This is a genomic window from Micromonospora sp. LOL_025 (genome assembly GCF_048060285.1).
GTDB lineage: Bacteria > Actinomycetota > Actinomycetes > Mycobacteriales > Micromonosporaceae > Micromonospora.
In genome coordinates, this window is sequence record NZ_JBHMIR010000010.1 from 132,166 (window position 1) to 147,585 (window position 15,420).

Here is a 15,420-nt window from a genome sequence, read left to right on the forward strand (position 1 = left end):
CCAGGGATCGGACGGACAGAACGCATTGACACGAGCAAAAAGCGTGTGGTTGCGTCTGTGGATTCGTTCCCACAAGCGGCCCGGCCGCTCACTCCCCCGGGAGCTTCCCGATGCATCGCTCTCTGTCCAACCTGACCCACCGGATCGACCGGGTGCTGCTCGAACGGTTGATCCCCGCGATCTACCGCGACGTCGAGCCCGTGACGGTCGAGGCGGCCCACCTGCCCGGCGAGCCGGTGCCCGCCGACGTCGGGCTGGCGCTGCCCTACGCGCCGTTCGCCGTGGGCCAGTTCTGGGGCCCCGCCTGGAGCACCACCTGGTTCCGGTTCACCGGCGAGGTGCCCGAGCGGATGCGCGGCGGGCGGGTCGAACTGATCGTCGATCTCGGCTTCGAACGGGCCGGGCCGGGCTTCCGCTCGGAGGGCCTCGCGTACACGCCGGACGGCACGCCGATCAAGGGCATCGAGCCACGCACGGCATACGTGCCGGTGGCGCGGGAGGCGGCCGGCGGCGAGCGCGTCGAGGTGTACGTCGAGGCCGCGGCGAACCCCCGCTTCGACGGCATCGTCACGCAGCTCGGAGACCGGGAGACCGCCCCCGACACGCCGCTCTACCGGCTCGACCGGGCGGAACTGGCGCTGCGGGACGAGGAGGTGTACGCGCTCGTCCTGGACGTACAGGTGCTGCACCAGCTCGCCCTGGAGCTGGCCGTGACCGACCCGCGGCACCACGAGATCCGTCGCGCCCTCGAGCTGATGCTCGACGAGCTGGACCTCGGCGACCTCACCGGCAGCGCGCCCGCCGCCCGCAAGCGGCTGGCCGGCGTCCTCGCCTCCCCGGCGGCGCCGAGCGCCCACCGGGTCACGGCCGTCGGCCACGCGCACATCGACTCGGCCTGGCTCTGGCCGGTACGCGAGACGATCCGCAAGTGCTCGCGTACCTTCTCGAACGTCGTGGCGCTCGCCGACGAGTACCCCGAACTCGTCTTCGCCTGCTCCTCCGCCCAGCAGTACGCCTGGCTGCGCGAGCACCACCCGCAGGTGTACCGCCGCGTGGCGGAGAAGGTGGCCGGCGGGCAGTTCCTGCCGGTCGGCGGCATGTGGGTGGAGTCCGACACCAACATGCCGGGCGGCGAGGCCCTGGTGCGCCAGTTCACCCAGGGCAAGCGGTTCTTCGCCGCCGAGTTCGGGATCGAACCGCGGGAGGTCTGGCTGCCGGACTCGTTCGGCTACTCCGGGTCCCTGCCGCAGCTCGCCCGCCTCGCCGGCTTCCGCTGGTTCCTCAGCCAGAAGATGTCCTGGAACCAGACCAACCGCTTCCCGCACCACACCTTCTGGTGGGAGGGCATCGACGGGAGCCGGGTCTTCACCCACTTCCCGCCGGCCGAGACGTACAGCTCGGAGCTGAGCGGGCGCGAGCTGGCGTTCGGGGTCGCCAACTTCACCGAGCACGGGCGCTCCACCGTGTCGCTGCTGCCGTTCGGCTACGGCAACGGCGGCGGCGGGCCGACCCGGGAGATGCTGGAGATCGCCCGCCGGGTCGCCGACCTCGAGGGCTCGCCCCGGCTGGCCATCCGCACCCCGGCCGAGTTCTTCGCCGAGGCGGAACACGAGTATCCGGACGCGCCCGTGTGGAACGGCGAGATGTACCTCGAATACCACCGGGGCACGTACACCAGCCAGTCGGCGATGAAGCGCGGCAACCGGCACACCGAGCACCTGCTGCGCGAGGCCGAGCTGTGGTGCGCCACCGCGGCGGCGCGGACCGGCCACGAGTACCCGTACGACGAACTGGACGCCATCTGGCAGGAGACCCTGCTGCTCCAGTTCCACGACATCCTGCCGGGCAGCTCGATCGCCTGGGTGCACCGCGAGGCCCGGCAGACGTACGCGAGACTGGCCGACCGGCTGGAGACGCTGATCGACGCGGCGCTCGCGGCGCTCACCGGCCCGGGGTCGGTGCCGCTGGTCGCCAACGCCGCGCCGCACACGCGGCCCGGCGTGCCCGCGCTCGGGATCGCGACGACCCCCGCGGACGGCGCCGGGCCCGACGCCGGCGCCCCGGCGGTGTCGGTGCGGCCGGGCCCGGACGGCACCTTGCTGGACAACGGTCTGCTCCGGGTGCGCATCGCCACCGACGGGACCGTCGCGGCCATCCGCGACCTGGTGGCCGACCGGGAGGTGCTGCCGGCCGGCGCCCCGGCCAACGTGCTGCAACTGCATCCGGACCTCCCGAACAAGTTCGACGCCTGGGACGTCGACGAGTTCTACCGCAACCGGCGCCACGACCTCACCGAGGTCACCGAGCTGACGGTCCAGGCCGACGATCCCCGGTGCGTCCGCGTCCGGATCAGCCGCACCGACCGCGACTCCGCGTACGTGCAGACGGTGTCCCTCGCCGCCGGGGAGCGCGTGCTGCGGTTCGAGACCGAGGTGGACTGGCACGAGCGGGAGACCTTCCTCAAGGTGGCCTTCCCCGTCGACGTCCAGGCCACGCACTCCAGCTCGGAGATCCAGTTCGGCCACCTCCAGCGGCCCACCCACACCAACACCTCGTGGGACGCGGCGCGCTTCGAGATCTGCGCGCACCGGTGGCTGCACGTCGGCGAACCGGGATACGGCGTGGCGCTGGTCAACGACGGCACGTACGGCCACGACGTGACGCGCCGGCCGCCCGGCGACGCGCAGGGCGCGCAGCCGACCACCGTACGGCTGTCCCTGCTGCGCGGCCCCCGCTACCCCGACCCGGACACCGACCGGGGCGCGCACCGCTTCGGCTACGCCCTGGTCTGCGGGGCGGAGATCGAGGACGCGGTACGCGAGGGCTACCGGGCCAACCTGCCGGTCCGCCGGCGCACCGGTGGGCACCCGGTGGACCCGCTGATCGAGGTCAGCGACCCGCCCGTCGTGGTGGAGGCGGTGAAGCTGGCCGACGACCGCTGCGGCGACGTGATCGTCCGGCTGTACGAGTCGCTCGGCGGACGCGCCCGCGCCCGCCTGCGCACCTCGTTCGCCCTCGCCGGGGCCCGGGTGGTCGACCTGCTGGAGCGGGCGGACGAATCGGTCGCCGCGCTGGCCCCGATCACGGTCGAGGGCGAGGCCGTCGACCTCGCCCTGACGCCGTTCCAGGTGGTGACGCTCCGGCTGACGCCGGCGCGGGTCTGAGAGAGCGTGGTGCCACCCGGGCGTGGTCTTCGCCGAGTCCGTCAGCGAAGACCACGCCCGGGTCGCCGGGGTCAGGACGGCGGGTCGGCGCGGCGCAGCGTCACGTCGGCGATCCCGTGGCCGGCGACGGTCACCGGACCGCCGCCGGTCACCCCCGGGCCGGCCCAGTCGACGGTGGCCGCCACCGGTTCGGCGCCGACGTTGCGCAGCCGTACCCGTACCGCCTGATCGCCGGCCGGCCGGACCTCGGCGAGCAGGCGGTCCGCCGGTTCCACCCGGAGCCCGCTGCCGCCCGCCGCGCCGACCGGTCCCGCGTACCGCCGCGCCTGCAACGGTTCCAGCAGGTTCCGGCCGTACACCCGGACCTGCTCGCGGGTCACCGGGCCGGAGCGCGCGGCGAACCGGTAGCGGTACCGCCGGGTGCCGTCCTGGCTCGCCTGGAAGTTGGTGAAGTGCAGGTTGTTCATCAGCCAGCTGTTCACCCGCCCACCGGCCACCGCGAGGGTCCGCGCCCACCGCCCGGTGTGAAAGCCGCCCACCTGCACGAGCGGCGCGTCGAAGCTGCCCCACAGGATGCCGTGGTCACGGTTGGTCACGCCGACCGCGTGCTGGACCGAGTGCCAGTCCCTGCTGGTGTCCGGGAGCTGTTCCGTCCCGGCCGTGTACACCGCGCCGGCGGTCTCCAGCAGGAACTCCGGGTCGGGCACCGCGAACGGGAACGCCACGAAGATGCTCTCCGGTTCGAGCCGCGCGGGCTTGACCAGGTGCACGTCGAGGTCCACGACGTCGGCGTCGCGGTAGAGGGTGAGCGCCACGGTGGCCGCCGGGAGATCCGCCGGGGTGACCCGCCACGTGATGGTGGCCAGCTCGGCCGACTCGGTGATCGTCGGTTCGTCCTCGCCCCGGGCGACCAGCCGCTCGAAGTCCGGCCCCGGAAAGTCCGGATGGAAGTCCTTGGGCGAGCGCACCACCATCGGATGGTCGCAGCCGGTGGGGATCCTCTCGATCACCACGGCGCCCAGCCCGTGCGGCACGTCGGGGTCCACCAGTTCCCGGCCGTCGCGCCGGTCGACCAGGGACACCACCCCGCCGCACGCCGGATCGACCACCACCCGGTACGCCCCCACGGCGATCTCCCGGCCGGTGCGCGCCGTCGACGCTCCGGGCGTCGGCAGCAGTGCCACACCGAAGGCCGGCGCCCGGGCGACCAGCCGCGCCCGACGGGTGGTGTCCAGCTCGACCTCGATGGGCTCGGTCCGGTCGCGCTCCGTCGGGTTGACCACGAGGATCCCGTCGCCCGCGGCCGGCACGGACGCCGCGCCGGCCGGGTCCGCGCCGCTCGCCGCGAGCCGGAACATCCCCTCGACGGCCAGGTCACGCGCGAGGTCGTACGCCTGGTACGCGAAGCCGGCCTTGGCGTTCCAGTGCGAGTGGCTGAAGGTGGAGTGCGGCTTGGAGTACGTCTCCCAGGAACCCCAGGTGTGCTCGCCGAACAGCAGCAGGTCCTCGTCCACCCTGGCCAGGTCGGCGACCACCTCGTGTTCGTCGCGCAGCCGGGTCGGCCCGCGCCGGTAGCCGAGCACGTGGGCGAGCGCCGGTTCGCCGTCCCCCCTGAGCAGGGTCAGCCCGAGACTCGTCTGGGCCGCCCGGGCGAACGACCGGGCCTCCCGGTAGACGGCCACCTCCCGGGCCGTGGAGCCGTGGCCGTGCGACCACCAGTCCGACCACTCGCCGCGGACGACCGGCACGTCCGCCCGGCCGGCCTGCGGCTCCAGCAGGTCGAGGGCCTCGTCGATGGTCGCGGTGCGCATCGGCGGGTTGCCCGGCACGGCGTTCCAGTGCCGCACCACGTCGAGGAACAACGGTGTCGGCCAGCGGTTGTCGTTCGCCGCGTGGACCACCGCGACGTCGTACGGGTAGTCCGGGCGCGCCGCCAGCCGCTCGACGAAGGCCGCGATGTGGCGTTGCGCGGCGACCACGTCGCCGTCGACGATCCCCCACTCCTCGCCGATGCCGTAGTGCGTGGACAGCCACACGAACACCCGCTGGCCGCTGGGCCCCTCCCACCAGAACCCGGTCGGCTGCTCGTACGGTGCCCGGCCGTGGTCGGGGTTGAGCGCCATCACGAGCCGGGACATCCCCGCCCGCCGCATCGCCTCGACGGTGCCCCAGGCGATGCCGTTGACGTCGCCGTGCTGCTCGGTGCGCACCGGCAGCCCGGCGGCCCGGAGCACCTCGACCGCGTCGTACGCCGCCCCGAACTCCGCATCGGACGGCAACTGGGTCATGTTGAGGTAGCCGCCCGTCACGGCGATCCGGCCCTCGTGCACGAGCTGCCGCAGCCGCGCCGCCCCGGCCTCGCCGGTCTCGGCGAGGTGGCGCAGCACCGGCCGGGCCACCTCGAACGTCCAGCGGAACTGGGCCGGGCCCGGTTCCGGGTCCGCCTCGCAGAGCCGCAGCACCTCGGCGACGACACGCCGGTGCTGGTCGTCCAGCAGCCGCGGGCTGTTGGTGTAGCCCACGTCGTGGTGGGTATGTCCGATGAGCAGGATCTGGCTGATGGCCGGCACTCAGGCCCCCAGTTGTGGCATCGTTGTCACACCGGATCCAACTCCACTTCGGCCGTCGTGGCAACCCCAGTTTTGCCTCTGACCTGGGCCGATATCAAATGGAAACATTCTCCGCTTGTGTCCGGTCTCACGTTCGGATACGGTCCCGCCTGGTACGGATTCCATGCTGACCTCAGCCTCTTGAGGGCCGGCCCCGCCGGCCCCGCACGCCGTCGAAGGGACCCAGATGAGGAAAAGGCGAGCTGCCTTCATAGCCGCAGGCGTCGCCGCCGCACTTGTCGCGACTGCCGCCTGCGGATCGTCCGAAGGCGACAGCGGCGGCGAGGCCGCGAACTTCGACGCCAAGCCCACCGGGACCTTGAGCGCCTGGGGCTTCAACAACGCCGACGACGTCGGCAAGGCCCGGATCGAGTACGCGGCCAAGCAGCTCGACGGCGTCAAGATCGAGATGGACCAGACGGGCTTCGACGCGCAGAAGTTCACCACCCGCCAGGCCAGCGGCAACGTCCCCGACGTGGTGCAGATGGACCGTGAGCTGGTCCTCACCTACGCCGCCCAGGGCCTCATCCAGCCGCTCGACAAGTGCCTGGAGGTCAACAAGGTCACCAAGGACCGTTGGTACCCGGCGGTGGCCAACGACGTCACGTACAAGGGCCAGATGTGGGCGGTGCCGCAGTTCTACCAGCCGGCGGCGATCATTCTGAACAAGAAGGCCATGGACGCGGCGGGCGTGCAGGACGCCGACATCGACACGTCGAACCCCGACAAGCTGCTCGCCGCCGTCGCGAAGATGTACAAGGCCAGCGGTGGCGTGCCGACGACGCTCGGTTTCAACCCGCAGGCGACCGGTCAGATCAACCTCTGGCTCGTCGGCATGGGCGGCAAGCTCGCCGACGGGGACGGCAAGCCCACCCTGGACGACCCGAACAACGTGGCCGCGCTCGAACTGCTCAAGAAGATCGTGGACGCGCAGGGCGGGTTCGCCAAGTACAAGAGCTTCACCGACTCCTTCGACATGTTCGGCGAGAAGAACCAGTTCGTGCAGAACCAGGTCGGGGCGGAGGTGGACGCCCAGTGGTACCCCAACGTCCTCTCGCCGTACAAGGACAAGATCAAGCTGGGCGCCGTGCCGTTCAAGGGCAAGGACGGCAACCCGGTCACCCAGGCCGGCGGCACCTCGTTCGTGATCCCCGCCCAGGCCAAGAACCCCTCGGCCGCCTGCAAGTGGGCGCTCGCGCTGACCGAGGAGGGCTCCTGGAACGCCGCCGCCGAGGCTCGGGCCAAGACGGTGGCGGAGAAGAAGTCCATCAACACCGGCCTGTTCACCGGGTCGCCGGTGTCCGACAAGGCCATCCGGGAGAAGTACGTCAAGCCCAGCGGTGACGCCGGCTTCGACCAGGTGATCAGCACCTACTACGAGGTCGCGGACGCCGGCAAGAGCGTGGGAGCCTCGCCGGCCGGCCAGCAGATCAAGCAGGAACTGCTGAACGCCGTCACCGCAGCGCTGCTCGGCAGCAAGCCCGCCCAGCAGGCGCTCGCCGACGCCCAGACGGCATCGATGAACGCGTACAAGACCGTTACCGGCGGCTGACCGCCAGCAACGTTCCTCGTGGGCGTGGCGGGCCCTCGCATGGCGCGGGAGCCCGCCACGCCGCATTGTGGAGATCTTGCGATCCACCCCGGGAACTTCCGGCACCCGGCACACCATGGAGGCGTTGGATGACAAGTACCACCGTCGCGCCCTCCGGCGACGGCACTCGCGACAGCAGCAGGAGACGGCCGGGCCGGGGAAGGAAGTACAACCGCCGGGAGGCGCTGGCCGGCTACCTCTTCATCTCGCCGTGGATCATCGGCTTCCTCGTCTTCACCGCCGGATCGATGATCTACAGCCTGGTCATCTCGTTCAGCAAGTACAACCTGGCCACCAACGTCATCCGGCCGACCGGGACCAGCAACTACGAGGCGTTGCTGGAGAACCCGAAGGTCGCCAAGTCGCTGGCGAACACCCTGTTCTACGCCGTGCTGGCCGTACCCCTGGAGATATGCTTCGCGCTGCTGCTGGCGGTGCTGCTCAACCGGGTGGGCCGCGGCGCCGGGTTCTTCCGCACGGTCTACTACCTGCCGAAGATGACCCCGGCGGTGGCCACGGCGTCGATCTTCTTCCTGCTGCTGAACGGCAACACCGGCGCCATCAACCAGGGCCTGCGCTTCATCGGCATCGAGGGCCCGCAGTGGCTGGTCGACCCGACGTGGGTCAAGCCGTCGATCGTGCTCATGGCCCTCTGGACGGTCAGCGGCACGATGGTCATCTTCCTGGCCGCGCTCAAGAACGTGCCGCGTGACCTGTACGAGGTCGCCTCGCTCGACGGGGCGGGACCCGTCCGCCAGTTCTTCTCCATCACCCTGCCGATGATCTCCGGGGCCCTGTTCTTCAACGTCATCATCCTGACCATCGCGGCGTTCCAGATCTTCGACCAGGCTTACCTGCTGTTCTGGCGGGACCAGAACAACCCGGCGCCGGAGGCGTCGCTGTTCTACGCGGTCTACCTGTTCCAGGAGGCGTTCCGGCAGTTCAACTTCGGCTTCGCGGCGGCGATGGCCTGGCTGCTCTTCGTCATCCTGATGATCCTGACCTTCATCCAGGTCAAGGTCGGCAACCGCTTCGTGTACTACGAGGGAGAGCGGTCGTGACGACAATCGGCCCCAGCACCGCACCCACCGCGGCCCCCGTCCTGGCCCAGGCCGTGGACGCCGCGCCCCCCGCAGGGCAACGGGATCCCGGGCGCCGGCCCACGAGGTGGACGATCGGGCGGGTACTGCTCACCCTCCTGCTCGTCGGGTTCGCCGCGTTGTTCCTGTATCCCCTGGTCTGGCTGATCGCGGCCAGCCTCAAGCCGGCCAGCCAGGTGTTCGACAACTCGTTGATCCCGAAGACCTGGCGGTGGGACAACTACGTCCAGGTCTGGAGCGAGCTGCCGCTGCTGCACTGGGTGTTCAACAGCGTGTCGATCGCACTGCTCGCCGCGATAACGGTCGCCATCTCCAGCTCGATGGTGGCCTTCGGGTTCGCGTACTTCCGCTTCCCCGGACGCAACCTGCTGTTCGGGCTGGTCCTGGGCACGATGATGCTGCCCGGCGCGGTCACGATGATCCCGATGTACCTCATCTGGAAGGAGACGGGTCTCCTCGGCACCTGGGTGCCGCTGTTCGGCGCCAACCTGTTCGGCTCGGCGTTCTACATCTTCCTGCAACGGCAGTTCTACCTGAGCCTGCCCCGAGAACTGTTCGAGGCGGCCCGGATCGACGGGTCCAACTACTGGCAGCTGTTCTGGAAGATCGCCATGCCGCTGTCGATCCCGTCGTTCGTCATCGTCTTCCTGTTCGAGTTCCAGGCGGCGTGGAACAACTTCCAGGGCGCGCTGATCTATCTCAACGGGGAGTCGATGGAGGACTTCACCGCTCCCCTCGGCATCGCGTACGCCATGACGAAATACAGCCCCACGGCGGGCGGGCAGGGCGACTACCAGTACGTCATGGTCGCCTCGCTGCTCGTCACGCTGCCCATGTTGCTGCTGTTCAGCTTCGGCCAGCGGTACTTCATCGAGGGCGTCGCCACCCAGGGCCGCAAGGGCTGATCTCCACAGACGCGGCGTCGGGCCCGGCTCCGCGCCGGGCCCGACGCCGCGTCCGCATGAACCGCACATCTGGCAGTAGGTTGCCTACCGGCCAGGGGGCAACGGGTCAGCCACCCCTTACGCACCCGGGTAGGTCCGACGCACTAGCATTGCCGCAGTCCGGGACGGCTCTGCTGAAACGAGGCGGAATGGGTTGGCTCCAGCGACTGCTGGGCGGCGGGCGGGTCCAGCTCGATCCGGGACGGCAGCAGGCTCTGCTACGGGACGTCCAGCATCGGTACGGCGCCCACGCGCAGCTCCGGTTTGCCGAGCAGGTCGAGGCGGTGACCGCAATGCTGGACGGCGACGACGGCCTGGTGGTGGCGGCCCGGATCGTGAGCCAGGTCGCCGACGAGGCCCACGCGGACCTCCAGGCCCAGGCCCACGAGGTACACCGACGGACGGGCCGACGGCTCCTGGTGCACCGCCGGAACTACCGGCCGCTGTGGAGGGAGGCCGGCCCGGCCCTGCGCTGGCCGCTGTTCACGTTGCCGAGCGGCTTCCACCCGTACGCGCAGGTGGCCGCCGCCGTCACGGTGCTCGGCAGCCAGGCGGCCCGGCTCGACCGGGTGACCGACCCGCACCCCCTGGTGACTAGCGTGTTCGAGGTGCTCGACCTCACCACCGCCGGCTGGGAGTACGGCCGGGTGCGGGTGGACACCGACGCCGCCGCGCTGGCCGATCGGCTGATCTCCAGCGCCGGACGGGTTCTCGCCGCCATGGACGACCCGCCCCGGCTGCCGCCTGCGGTCCGTGAGCTCATGCGCCGCAACAACACCCTCGACGTGCACGATCCGGCCGGCCCCCGGGTCGTCGGTGGGTTCAATCCGGGCGCGAGGATGCGCGAGCAACTGCTGGCCTGAGAGACCGCGATCGTGTCGATCACCTACCGGTGATCGTGCCATCCGTCGCGACACGAGGACGGATGGCCGTTCGCCCGCAGCCACCGGCGGCGGGTGGCCTCGGCAATGCCGTGCACCAGCCGGGCCAGGTCCGCTGCTCCCCCGGCGTCGTCGGCGCGGCGCACCGCCCGTGAGGATTCAGTGAAAGAGATTCCGGTCCGCAGCGAAAAATGTAAGCAAAGCGTTCCCACTTCAACGTATATCGCACCCCGGGGCTTGCGGCAAGACCCGGCTCTTGCCGCAGAATCGTCGGCCGGACCAAGAACTGACAAGGAAACGGGACACGGCGTGCGGGTGTTCTCGTCGCCGCCGAGGACCGCTCCCGTGGAGGCATCGCGATGATCGGACAGTACGTGTGGGGTCTCCGGGACGTGGACGACGTGCAGGTCGCGATCGTCGGCGGCAAGGGCGCGCACCTGGGGGCGTTGTCGCGGATCGACGGCGTCCGCGTGCCGGCCGGCTTCTGCGTGACGGCGGACGCCTTTCGGCGGATCATGGCCGAGACGCCGTCGATCGACGAGCGGCTCGACCAGCTGTCGCGCCTGGACCCGGACGACCGGGAGGCGACCCGCACAGTCAGTGCGCAGATCCGCCGGAGCATCGAGGCGACCGTCCTCCCCGACGACGTGGCGGCGGCGATCATCCGGGCTCTCACCCGGCTCGGCGACCGCGCTGCCTGTGCCGTCCGATCCAGCGCGACGGCGGAGGACCTGCCGACGGCCTCCTTCGCGGGCCAGCAGGACACGTACCTGAACGTCGTGGGGCGGGAGGCGATCCTCCGGCACGTCAGCCGGTGCTGGGCCTCGCTCTTCACCGAGCGGGCCGTGACCTACCGTCGACGCCACGGCATCGACCACCGCACGGTCCACATGGCCGTCGTCGTGCAGAGGATGGTCTTCCCGCAGGCGGCCGGCGTCCTGTTCACGGCCGACCCCGTCACGTCCAACCGGAGGGTCGCGTCCGTGGAGGCCACCTTCGGCCTCGGCGAGGCTCTGGTCTCCGGGTTGGTGAACACGGACACCTACCGGGTGCGCGGCGATGAGATCGTCGGCAGGGCGATCGCGGCCAAGCGGCTTGCCATCCACGCCCTGCCCGGCGGCGGGACGGCGGAGCAGGAGATCGACGCGGAGCGACAGGAGCAGCCGGCGCTGACGGATGCACAGGTCGTGCGGCTGGTGCGGTTGGGCCGGCGGATCGAAGCCCACTTCGGCCACCCCCAGGACATCGAGTGGTGCCTGGCCGACGACGACTTCCACATCGTCCAGAGCCGGCCGATCACCACGCTGTTCCCGATCCCCGAGGCCGGCGACGGAGAGAACCACGTCTACGTCTCGGTGGGTCACCAGCAGATGATGACCGACGCCATGCGGCCCCTGGGGGTCTCCGTGTGGCAGCTGACGGCCATGGCGCCGATGCACGAGGCCGGCGGGAGGCTGTTCGTCGACGTCACCCGTCGCCTGGCCTCACCCGCCAGCCGCGCCGGCCTGCTGGAGATGGTGGGCAGGTCCGATCCGCTGACCAGGGACGCGCTGGAGACCGTCCTCGACCGCGGCGACTTCGTCCCGTCGCTTCCCGACCAGGCTCCCGCAGGGCCGCCCGACGGCGGTGCGCCCTCCCCGGTCGAGACCGATCCGGCCATCGTCACCGAGCTGATCGAACGCAGCCGGGCGTCCGTCGCCACCCTGCGGCGCGACATCCGGACGAAATCCGGACCGGCGCTGTTCGACTTCCTGCGGGAGGCCTTCGAGGAGCACAGGCGCGCCCTCAGCGATCCGCTCAACATGCAGGCGATCATGGCGGGGATGGAGGCCACGTGGTGGCTCAACGACAAGCTGCACGAGTGGCTGGGTGAGAAGGACGCGGCCGACACGCTCACGCTGTCCGCGCCCCACAACGTCACGTCGGAGATGGGACTGGCGCTGCTGGACGTCGCGGACGTCGTCCGCCCGCACCCCGAGGTCGTGGCCTTCCTGCGGCAGGTCGAGGACGAGGGCTTCGTGGATGAGCTGGCCGAGCTCCCGGGCGGTCAGGAGGCGCGAGACGCCATCCGGGCCTTTCTCGACACGTACGGGATGCGCTGCGCCGGCGAGATCGACATCACGAGGCCGCGCTGGAGCGAACGTCCCAGCACGCTCGTCCCCGTCATCCTCGACAACGTCAGGAACCTCGCGCCGGGCGCTCGCGAGCGGCGCTTCGCGCAGGGGCGCCAGCAGGCGGAACAGAAGGAACGGGAGGTCCTGGCGCGCTTGCGGGCCCTGCCGGACGGGGAGCGGAAGGCGGAAGAGACGAAGCGGATGATCGACCGCGTCCGGACCTTCGTCGGGTACCGGGAGTATCCGAAGTACGCCATCGTCAGCCGCTACTTCATCTACAAACAGGCCCTGCTCGAGGAGGCCGAGCGCCTCGTGCGCGCCGACGTGCTTCCGAAGCGGGAGGACATCTTCTACCTCACGTTCCAGGAACTCTCCGACGTCGTGCGCACGAACGAGGTGGATGACCAGCTCGTCCGCCGGCGCGAGGAAGCGTTCAGGTCGTACCAGACGCTCACCCCGCCCCGAGTGCTCACGTCGGAGGGCGAGGGCGTCGCCGGCGCGTACCGGCGCGAGGATGTGCCGGCCGGCGCGCTGGTCGGCCTCCCGGTTTCCGGCGGGATCGTCGAGGGGCGGGCTCGCGTCGTCCTGGACCTGGCCCGGGCCGATCTCGAACCGGGCGACATCCTGGTCACCGCCTACACCGACCCGAGCTGGTCACCCCTGTTCGTCGCGATCGAGGGCCTGGTGACGGAGGTGGGCGGCCTCATGACCCACGGGGCGGTGATCGCCCGGGAGTACGGCCTGCCCGCCCTCGTCGGCGTGGAGCAGGCGACCAGGCTGATCCGGGACGGGCAGCGGATCCGCGTGCACGCGACCGACGGGTACGTGGAGATCCTGTCCTGACCGGCGGGAGCCGGGTGGTGAGCCTGCGGGCGGGCGTCGTACGCGATCGGGTGCGCTGCCAGCGGCCGGAGGCGATGGTGTCCCGTCTCACCGCGCTCTTGCTCCGCGCGTCACCGTACCGGGCCGGTACCCTTGATCGGGTACAGACTGTACCCATATGTCCGTCGTTCCGAGGGGTGACCATGCCCGATCACGCGTCCGGCCGCATCGACCTCGCCCGCCTCCAGGAGGTGCTCGACGGGCCGTGGGCCGAGGTCCGCAACGCCCACCGGAAGCACCTCGACGCGCGCTTCCTCCCGGTGTACGGCGAGACCGGTGACCAGGCGCGTGAGCGGATCACCCGGCTGCTCTCCGAACTCCCCGTCGAGCTGGGTATCGCCTCGGCCTTCCCCATGGAGTACGGCGGCAGGTCCGACGTCGGCGGCTCGATCGTCGCCACCGAGATGCTGGCGCAGGTCGACCTGTCGCTGATGGTCAAGGCGGGCGTGCAGTGGGGGCTGTTCGGCGGCGCCGTCGCGGCCCTGGGCACCCGGCGACACCACGACGCCTACCTGCGGGACATCGTCTCGGGCAGGATCTTCGGCTGCTTCGCGATGACCGAGACCGGCCACGGCTCCGACGTCCAGCAGCTGCGCACCACCTGCACGTACGACCCGCAGACGCAGACCTTCGACCTGCACACCCCGCACGAGGCGGCCCGCAAGGACTACATCGGCAACGCGGCCCGGGACGGGCGGATGGCGGTGGTCTTCGCGCAGCTGATCGCCAACGGGCGGCGGCACGGCGTACACGCGTGGCTGGTCCCGATCCGCGACGCGCAGGGCAAGCCCCTGCCCGGCGTGACCATCGGCGACGCCGGGGCCAAGGCGGGCCTGCTCGGCGTCGACAACGGGCGGCTCAGCTTCGACCACGTGCAGGTGCCGCGCGACATGCTGCTGGACCGCTACGGTCAGGTCGCGGAGGACGGGACGTACTCGAGCCCGATCGAGAACGACTCCCGGCGTTTCTTCACCATGCTCGGCACTTTGGTCCGCGGTCGGGTGAGCGTGGGCGGCGCCGCGTCGGCGGCCACCAGGTCGGCGCTGACCATCGCCGTGCGCTACGGCGACATCCGCCGCCAGTTCGGCACGCCCGACGCGGATCGGGAGGTGCTGCTCAACGACTACCTGGCCCACCAGCGCAAGCTGCTGCCCGCCCTGGCCACCACGTACGCGCTGCACTTCGCCCAGGCCGAGCTGGTCGCCGCGCTGGACGAGGTGCAGGGCGGCGACGGGCCGGTCGACGAGCACCGGCAACGGGAGCTGGAGTCGCGGGCCGCCGGTCTCAAGGCCGCGCAGACCTGGCACGCGACCCGCACCATCCAGATGTGCCGCGAGGCGTGCGGCGGCGCCGGCTACCTGTCCGAGAACCGGCTGCCCAGCCTCAAGGCCGACACCGACGTCTTCACCACCTTCGAGGGCGACAACACCGTGCTGCTGCAACTGGTGGCCAAGGGACTGCTCACCGGTCACCGGGACGAGTTCGGCTCGCTGGACGGCTGGGGACGCGCCTCCTTCGTCGCCGAACAGGTCCGCGAGATGGTGCTCGAGCGCACCGCCGCGCGGTCGCTCATCGAGCGGCTGGTCAGCGCCGTGCCCGGCCGCGACGAGGAGGTCGCCGTCACCGACCGCGGCTGGCAGCTCAAGGCCTTCGAGGACCGCGAGCGGCACCTCCTCGACGGCGCGGTCCGCCGCCTGCGCAACGGCGCGGCCACGAAGAAGGACCGTCCCTTCGACATCTTCAACGACGTCCAGGACCACGTCCTCGCCGTCGCCGCCGCACACGTCGACCGGGTCGCCCTGGAGGCGTTCGTCGCCGGCATCGAGGACATCGCGGACCCGGCGGTCCGGGCGCTGCTCTCCCGGGTCTGCGACCTGTACGCGCTCAGCGTCATCGAGGCCGACAAGGGATGGTTCCTGGAGCACGGCCGTCTCACGCCGGCCCGGTCCAAGGCGATCACCGGCGTGGTGAACGGTCTGCTCAAGGAGCTGCGCCCGCACATGCGGACACTCGTGGACGGTTTCGCCATCCCCGACACGTGGCTGCACGCCGCCATCCTGCGCGAGGAACCCCGCCGGCAGGAGAGCATGGCCGCCCATGACGCCGCCGGTGATCCGCAGGCGGTCCCCGCGTAG

8 protein-coding genes are annotated in these 15,420 nt (G+C 70.9%); 7 read left to right on the top strand and 1 reads right to left on the bottom strand.

The window, feature by feature from the left end; genetic code table 11:
• Nucleotides 1-110 precede the first annotated feature (110 nt).
• Nucleotides 111-3,164 carry an alpha-mannosidase gene (locus ACFHW0_RS15795; RefSeq protein WP_416608334.1) on the top strand — a complete coding sequence of 1,018 codons (3,054 nt, stop codon included), beginning with the start codon at nucleotides 111-113 and terminating at the stop codon, nucleotides 3,162-3,164.
• Between the two features lie 71 nt (nucleotides 3,165-3,235).
• On the opposite strand, the gene ACFHW0_RS15800 is transcribed toward ACFHW0_RS15795, so the two are convergent.
• Nucleotides 3,236-5,734: a hypothetical protein gene (locus ACFHW0_RS15800; RefSeq protein ID WP_416608336.1), complete on the bottom strand. Its 2,499-nt coding sequence runs from the start codon at nucleotides 5,732-5,734 to the stop codon at nucleotides 3,236-3,238.
• A 226-nt stretch (nucleotides 5,735-5,960) separates the two neighbouring features.
• Here ACFHW0_RS15800 and ACFHW0_RS15805 point away from each other — a divergent pair, with 226 nt between their 5' ends.
• The 6 genes from ACFHW0_RS15805 to ACFHW0_RS15830 all read left to right on the top strand — a co-directional run bounded on the left by ACFHW0_RS15805 (nucleotide 5,961) and on the right by ACFHW0_RS15830 (nucleotide 15,420).
• Nucleotides 5,961-7,325 (top strand): ABC transporter substrate-binding protein, encoded by a 1,365-nt coding sequence (locus ACFHW0_RS15805; protein WP_416608338.1) that lies wholly within the window; start codon nucleotides 5,961-5,963, stop codon nucleotides 7,323-7,325.
• 128 nt (nucleotides 7,326-7,453) lie between these two features.
• Nucleotides 7,454-8,425 carry a carbohydrate ABC transporter permease gene (locus ACFHW0_RS15810; protein ID WP_416608340.1) on the top strand — a complete coding sequence of 324 codons (972 nt, stop codon included), beginning with the start codon at nucleotides 7,454-7,456 and terminating at the stop codon, nucleotides 8,423-8,425.
• Nucleotides 8,422-9,369: a carbohydrate ABC transporter permease gene (locus ACFHW0_RS15815; RefSeq protein WP_416608342.1), complete on the top strand. Its 948-nt coding sequence runs from the start codon at nucleotides 8,422-8,424 to the stop codon at nucleotides 9,367-9,369. The genes ACFHW0_RS15810 and ACFHW0_RS15815 overlap by 4 nt, the downstream gene beginning before the upstream one ends.
• A 188-nt stretch (nucleotides 9,370-9,557) precedes the next feature.
• Complete coding sequence (locus ACFHW0_RS15820) at nucleotides 9,558-10,271, top strand: hypothetical protein (protein ID WP_416608343.1); 714 nt, start codon at nucleotides 9,558-9,560, stop codon at nucleotides 10,269-10,271.
• Between the two features lie 377 nt (nucleotides 10,272-10,648).
• Nucleotides 10,649-13,246, top strand: coding sequence for a rifamycin-inactivating phosphotransferase (gene rph, locus ACFHW0_RS15825; protein ID WP_416608344.1), 2,598 nt, complete (start codon nucleotides 10,649-10,651; stop codon nucleotides 13,244-13,246).
• A 182-nt stretch (nucleotides 13,247-13,428) separates the two neighbouring features.
• Nucleotides 13,429-15,420, top strand: coding sequence for an acyl-CoA dehydrogenase (locus ACFHW0_RS15830; RefSeq protein ID WP_416608346.1), 1,992 nt, complete (start codon nucleotides 13,429-13,431; stop codon nucleotides 15,418-15,420).

What these genes read in the sequence shown, in the direction of transcription:
- rph (WP_416608344.1), top strand. Translation starts at nt 10,649, where the DNA reads ATGATCGGACAGTACGTGTGGGGTCTCCGGGACGTGGACGACGTGCAG.
- ACFHW0_RS15810 (WP_416608340.1), top strand. Translation starts at nt 7,454, where the DNA reads ATGACAAGTACCACCGTCGCGCCCTCCGGCGACGGCACTCGCGACAGC.
- ACFHW0_RS15820 (WP_416608343.1), top strand. Translation starts at nt 9,558, where the DNA reads ATGGGTTGGCTCCAGCGACTGCTGGGCGGCGGGCGGGTCCAGCTCGAT.
- ACFHW0_RS15805 (WP_416608338.1), top strand. Translation starts at nt 5,961, where the DNA reads ATGAGGAAAAGGCGAGCTGCCTTCATAGCCGCAGGCGTCGCCGCCGCA.
- ACFHW0_RS15830 (WP_416608346.1), top strand. Translation starts at nt 13,429, where the DNA reads ATGCCCGATCACGCGTCCGGCCGCATCGACCTCGCCCGCCTCCAGGAG.
- ACFHW0_RS15795 (WP_416608334.1), top strand. Translation starts at nt 111, where the DNA reads ATGCATCGCTCTCTGTCCAACCTGACCCACCGGATCGACCGGGTGCTG.